General features: G+C 60.5%; 6 protein-coding genes. 4 read left to right on the top strand and 2 right to left on the bottom strand.

Annotated elements, in window-relative coordinates:
• The 3 genes from NW837_RS03400 to recN all read left to right on the top strand — a co-directional run.
• A partial coding sequence (locus tag NW837_RS03400; protein ID WP_414329278.1) for a glutamate-cysteine ligase family protein occupies positions 1-865 on the top strand: 865 nt, incomplete at its 5' end.
• 234 nt (positions 866-1,099) lie between these two features.
• The gene (locus tag NW837_RS03395; protein WP_414329277.1) at positions 1,100-2,116 is read left to right on the top strand and encodes a M14 family metallopeptidase; all 1,017 of its coding nucleotides are present in this window, start codon (positions 1,100-1,102) and stop codon (positions 2,114-2,116) included.
• Between the two features lie 195 nt (positions 2,117-2,311).
• Entirely contained in the window at positions 2,312-4,018 is a 1,707-nt protein-coding gene (gene recN, locus NW837_RS03390; RefSeq protein ID WP_414329276.1) for a DNA repair protein RecN, read from the top strand.
• 45 nt (positions 4,019-4,063) lie between these two features.
• Here the strand turns inward: recN and NW837_RS03385 are convergent, their stop codons facing one another.
• Positions 4,064-4,771 (bottom strand): ABC transporter ATP-binding protein, encoded by a 708-nt coding sequence (locus tag NW837_RS03385; protein ID WP_414329275.1) that lies wholly within the window; start codon positions 4,769-4,771, stop codon positions 4,064-4,066.
• Entirely contained in the window at positions 4,768-5,586 is an 819-nt protein-coding gene (locus NW837_RS03380; RefSeq protein ID WP_414329274.1) for an ABC transporter ATP-binding protein, read from the bottom strand. Before NW837_RS03380 ends, NW837_RS03385 begins: the two co-directional genes overlap by 4 nt.
• Before the next feature lie 319 nt (positions 5,587-5,905).
• On the opposite strand from NW837_RS03380, the gene NW837_RS03375 reads away from it, so the two are divergent.
• On the top strand, positions 5,906-6,332 hold a 427-nt coding region (locus tag NW837_RS03375), incomplete at its 3' end, for an ABC transporter substrate-binding protein (protein WP_414329273.1).

Below are 6,332 nucleotides of genomic sequence, written 5' to 3'. Positions count from 1 at the left end.
GACCACCTCCTTTCAAATCCATCTGCAGGTATCCCCCCAACAGGCGGCCCGTTACTTCAACGCTTCCCTGCTCGTGTCAGCCCCCTTGGTGGCGCTGGCGGCCAATTCTCCCTACCTATTCGGGCACAACCTGTGGGCAGAAACCCGCATCCCTTTGTTCGAGCAGGCCCTAGATGGGCCACCCCCCCTTGCCCCCACCCACTACCCCCGCGTCACCTTCGGGCAAGGGTATGTCCAGGGATCCCTAATGGAGCTGTTCTGGGAAAACCTGCATCGCTACCCGGTGGTATTGCCACAAAGGTTAGCCACTTCCCCATCAGAGCTGGCCCATTTGCGCCTCCACAACGGCACCATCTGGCGCTGGAACCGACCCCTGATCGGCTTGGATCCCGTTCCCCACTTGCGCATCGAACAGCGGGTGGCAGCGGCAGGCCCAACCCTACCCGACATGATCGCCAACGCGGCCTTCTACTTTGGCCTGGTGCAAGCCTTGGGATCCCAGCCCGTTTCCCCCGAGCAGGAGCTGAGCTTTGCCCAGTGCCGCGCCAATTTCTACACGGCGGCCCGCTTCGGCCTGGAGGCCCCCATCACTTGGCTCAAGGGTTGGCAGGGATCCCTGCGCCAATTGCTTTTGCAAGAGCTGATCCCCCAAGCAGAGGCGGGTTTGGTTCAACTGGATCTGGCCCCCTCCGATATTCAGGAGTACCTGGGCATTCTCCGCGCCCGGGTGGAGTCGGGGCAGAATGGGGCCACCTGGCAGCGCCGCTACGTGGCTCGGCATGGTAAAGATATGCAACAATTGACCTGTGCCTACTGGGAACGGCAGCGGCAAGGCCAACCGGTACACACCTGGGATCTCAGCTAGGGCTCTCTCCACAGCCGGTTGTACCAGCGGTGGGCCACCGCGGCGGCAGGACGGATCCCTGGCCCGCATCTCGAGTGGGCAAACTCTCTCTCAGATGGCCTTGTTGCGACCCGAGCTACCGCAGCGAAACGGTTCATTCGCGACCAAGGACTTCGTTGGACTTCTGCTCCCTCCTACCCCAGGGAGAGAGGCCAGAAGCCAGAAGTTTGAGTCGAGCCTCTTAGCCCAAACAGTATGCTCACCGTTCTCGATCATCTACCGGATCAACTGCTGGATCTAGAGGCCCATCAGCTTTACGACCGATTGGGTGGGCCAACCCTCATCCATCTGCCGGGACGACGGGATCCCGCCCTGTTTGTGTCCGTCCTGCTGCACGGCAACGAAACCACCGGTTGGCAGGCGGTGCGGCAGCTCCTCCGCCACCACGCCCAGCGGGAATTGCCCCGTTCTCTTTCCCTTTTCATTGGCAACGTGCAGGCTGCCCGCCACCGGCAACGGCGGCTAGATGGCCAACCGGACTACAACCGCATTTGGGGCCCCGGCTCCACCCCCGAGCACGCCATGGCCCAGGCCGTCCTGCAGCAAATGCAGCGGCGGGGCGTTTTTGCCAGCGTCGATATCCACAACAACACGGGCACCAACCCCCACTACGCCTGTGTCAATCACCTGGATGCCCCTACCCTGCACCTGGCCACCTTGTTTGGGCGCACCGTCCTCTATTTCACCAGGCCAGAAGGGGTGCAGAGCATGGCCTTCGGGCGCTTCTGCCCGGCGGTGACCCTGGAGTGTGGCAAGCCGGATCAGCCCCACGGCACCCAGCATGCCTACGAATTCTTGGAAGCCTGCCTTCACCTGTCGGCGATCCCGCAGCGCCCTGTCTTCCGCCAAGATATCGACCTCTTCCACAGCGTCGCCATTGTCAAAATCCCGGATCAGGTGAGCTTCAGCTTTGGGGAAGAGGATGGCAACCAAGAGGGATCCCCCTCCCACATCCGCTTCCCGCCGGATTTGGATCTCCTCAATTTTCGGGAGCTTCCCCCCCACACCCCCATTGGCTGGACGAACAACGGCTTCCACCTGGAGGTGCAAGACGAGCAGGGCCAAAATGTGGCGGATCGCTTTTTCTATGCCTGCAACGGAGAAATTCGCACCAGCGTGCCCATCATGCCGGGCATGCTCACCCTCAACAGCCGCATCATCCGCCAAGACTGCCTCTGCTACCTGATGGAGCGCTACCCCCTGGCCGGCTGAGCCGGGCTGCCAATTTCCCCGAGGGGATCCCCAAACCAGAACGGGTGGTGCTCCCCACCCCTGCAATAACAGACTCCCCGCTGGCCGCTGTACCCGTCCGCCGAGGGATGGTGAGTACGCTAACGTGGGACAGAGCGACCCCTGCAAGCCCTATCCTGAAAACTGCCAACGGCACGCTGAGCCCACGGGATCCCTATGTTGCGCCTGCTGCGGATCGAGAACTTTGCCCTGATCGAGCAATTGGAGATCCCCTTTCGAGCGGGGCTAAACGTGCTCACCGGAGAAACCGGGGCCGGCAAATCCATCATCCTCGATGCGCTGGATGCAGCTCTAGGAGGTACAGCTCGGGCTCTGCGAACTGGCAGCGAACGAGGTCTGGTGGAAGCGATCTTCAGTCCTAATCCTGAACTGCAAGCCTGGCTAGAACAAGAGCACATCGACCCCCTAGAGGAGGGCCTGGTTTGTAGTCGCGAGCTGGTGTTGCGCAACGGCAAGCTCACCAGCCGCCTGCGGGTGAATGGGGTGCTGGTGAACAAAGCCCAGATGCTCAACCTGCGGGCCAAATTGGTAGAGATCACTGCCCAGGGGCAAACCGTTCAAATCCAATCTCCCCAAACCCAGCGCCGTTGGCTGGACGACTTTGGCGGCGAAGAGTTGTTGCGAACACGGGCGGAGGTGGCTGCCCTTTACCAAACCTGGAACCAACTGAAAACAGAGGTGGAATCCCGCCGGCAAAGCCAACAACTGCGCCTGCAACGGCTAGACCTGCTGGAGTTTCAAGCGCAAGAGCTGGCCGCCCTGCGCCTGGAGGATCCCGACGAAATGGCCAAGCTGGAGCGGGAACGGGAGCGCCTGGCCCACCGCGTGGAACTGCAACAGCAAAGCTACGCAGCTCACCAATTGCTCTATCAAAACGACAGCGGCTCACCGGCCATCGCCGATCTGTTGGGCCAGGTAGAACGGTTGCTCCAGACCATGACCCAGCGGGATCCCGACCTAGCCCCTCTGGCGGAAATGGTCAGCAGCGCTCTCATTCAGGTGGAGGAGGTGGGGCGGGAGCTGGTTCGCTACGGCGAGACGCTGGAGGCGGATCCCGGTCGGTTGAACAAAATTGAACGGCGCTTGGCGCAACTCAGACAAGCCTGCCGCAAATACGGCCCGACCTTGGCCGAGGTGATGGCCCATGCGGAGCGGGTGCAGACGGAGTTGGCCCAACTGCGAGGAGACAACACCGACCTAGAGGAATTGCAGGTGCGGCTGGACAAAGCTGCCCAAGACCTGGAGCGCCATTGCCAGGTGCTCTCTCAACTGCGGCAAAAAGCGGCCTGTCAACTGGAAAAGGCCCTCATAGAAGAGCTCAGCCCGCTGGGGATGAGCGCAGTGCAATTCCGGGTGCAGATCCAACCCGGCCCCCCGACGGCAGAGGGGGTGGATCAGGTGAGCTTTTGGATCAGCCCCAACCCGGGTGAGCCTCTTCAGCCCTTGGCCAGCATCGCCTCCGGCGGCGAGATGAGCCGTTTTCTGCTGGCCTTGAAAGCCGTATTCAGCCGCATCGATCCGGTGGCCACCATGGTTTTCGACGAAGTCGATACCGGCGTGTCCGGCAAAGTGGCACAAGCCATCGCCACCAAGCTGTACAGCATCGCCCGAGATCACCAGATCCTCTGCGTCACCCACCAACCCCTGATCGCTGCCCTGGCGGATCACCACCTGCGGGTTCACAAGGTGGTGCACCAAAAGCGAACTTCTGTGCGGGTGGAGCTTTTGGGAGAACGAGAACGCCGCGAAGAACTGGCCCAACTTACTGCCGGCCACTCCGCCCAAGAAGCGATGACTTTTGTGGAGGCTCTCCTCAACCAAGCAGCTCAACTGCGCAAGCAGCAACTGGCCAGCCCCGCTTGACCCTCCTCTCCTTTTGTTTTGAGTGAGGGGAGGGGGGTGAGGGCCTCACCCGCCCAAGAACAGCTCCAGCACCTCAGGATTGTTCAACAAGTTGGGGCCAGTATCCTCAAAGCGGTTTTCTCCCGTGGACAAGACATAGCCCCAGTCCGCCATCTTCAGGGCCTGCTTGGCATTTTGCTCCACCATGAGGATGCTGATGCCAAGACGGTTGATCTCTTGCAGGAGGGCGAAGGTCTGTTCTATATACAGCGGCGACAGGCCGGCGGTCGGCTCATCCAGCAACAACAACTGCGGCTCCACCATCAACGCTCGCCCTATGGCCAGCATCTGCCGTTGTCCACCCGATAGGGATCCCGCCGCTTGGCGTCGTTTCTCTTTCAGGGGTGGAAACAGCTCATAAACCCGCTCCAGTTGGGCGGCAGGGTTGTCGCGTCGGATGAAGGCCCCCATCTCCAGGTTCTCTTGCACGGTGAGGGAAGGGAAGACATTGTTGGTCTGGGGCACAAAGCCGATTCCCCGTCGCACCAGTTGCTCAGTGGGCAGGTGGGTGATGTCGGATCCCTGAAACAGCACTCGGCCTGAGCGGATGGTGGCCAAGCCAAATAAGGATTTCAGCACTGTCGATTTGCCGGCTCCATTGGGGCCGATGATCACCACCATTTGCCCGGGGTTCACCTTCAGGTGGATCCCTTTGAGGATGTCCACCCCCCGGTAGCCGCTGTAGAGATCTTGGATGTCCAGCAAAGGGGTCATGAGAGGGATCCCTCCGAAGGCAGAGGGGAGGGTTGGGGTGGGTTTAGGGAGTCGGCCAGTGCCACAGATCCCAAATAGGCCTCCCGCACGGCTGGGTTTTGTTTGATCTCCTCCATGGATCCCTGGGTGAGAACCTTGCCGGCAGCCATGACCACCACATGGTCGCAGAGACGGGTCACCAGATCCAGGTCATGCTCGATGATGCAAAAGGTGCAGCCCCGCTCGCGGTTGAGATACTCGATAAAGCGCATCAAATCCGCCAGCAGGGTGCGGTTGACGCCAGCCCCCGGCTCGTCCAGCAGGATCACCCGTGCATCGGTCATCAAGGTACGTCCCAGTTCCAAGAGTTTTTTTTGCCCCCCGGAAAGGGTGACGGCCAGTTGATCCCGCAGATGGATCAGGTTCAGCCGTTCCAGAACCTCTTCCGCCCGAGCTTGCAGGTTGCGTTCTTGTCGTTGCACCCGCCGCCAACCGAACCAAGTGGCGAACAGGTTTTCCCCTATCTGGTTGGGGGGAACCACCATCAAGTTCTCCAAGACGGTCATGCGGCCAAACTCCCGCGGGATCTGAAAGGTGCGCACCAGCCCTCGACGGAACAGATGGTGAGGGGGCAGGCCGGTGATGTCTTCCCCATCTAGCCAGATGCGCCCGCTGCTGGGCCGAATAAACCCGGCGATGATGTTAAAGAGCGTGGTCTTCCCTGCCCCATTCGGGCCGATCAAGCCCGTAATCCGACCGGTTTCGATGCGGAAGGAACAGTGATCCACCGCGCTAATGCCGCCAAACCGCTTGGAGATGTCGTCGATAACAATCACGCCGCTGCCTTGGGAAAACCCCGCCGACCGATGAGTTCAGTATTTCTCAAAATATAATGAGCCCAATGGCCGAGTTTGCCCATTATCCTTCCTGGATTCCTACAGGGGCAACTGCCTTTGGAGGCCGCAGCCAGCCCTACAGCAGCCAAGGAACGGGCGAGATCCTGAGTCTGGCCCGCCTGTTTCCCGGAGCCATCTTTTCTTGAGGAAGTGGGGAACGCTTTGAGGTGAGCCAACGTCTGACTGCTACGGTTCAACACTTGCTTGACTTTTGGGATCTGAGTTCTACTTTCTCTTCCCTCATAGGAGGTTGTTGGTTATGTCTCCCATGAACAAACTCACCCGACGGGCCTTTGCGGCGGCGGCTGCCCTGACGGCTGCTGCTCTTGCCACCACTCTGCTGCCCAGCACGGCTCAGCAGGCAACTCAAGGGCCGGTCAAAATTGGGGCTTTAATGTCTCTCACCGGGGATCTGCAGGCCTTCGGGGAAAACTGCCTCAAAGGGATCAAGCTGGCGATTGACCAAATCAACGCCGCCGGTGGCATTTTGGGATCCCCTGCCCAAGTGGTCGAAGCGGATGACCAGACGTCGGCTCAGCCGGCTATCGACGCAGCTCAACGGTTGGTCACCGTGGAGAAGGTGGCCGGCATTATCGGCGCCTTGGGCAGTGGCATCACCATCCCGGTGGCCACGACGGTTTCTGTTCCCAATCGGATCCCGCAAATTTCCCCCGCTTCCACCGCCC

It is taken from the genome of Synechococcus sp. R6-10 (assembly GCF_047461815.1).
GTDB lineage: Bacteria > Cyanobacteriota > Cyanobacteriia > Thermostichales > Thermostichaceae > Thermostichus.
Note: the sequence above shows the minus strand (reverse complement) of the source record. Positions and strands in the feature narration are given on the sequence as shown.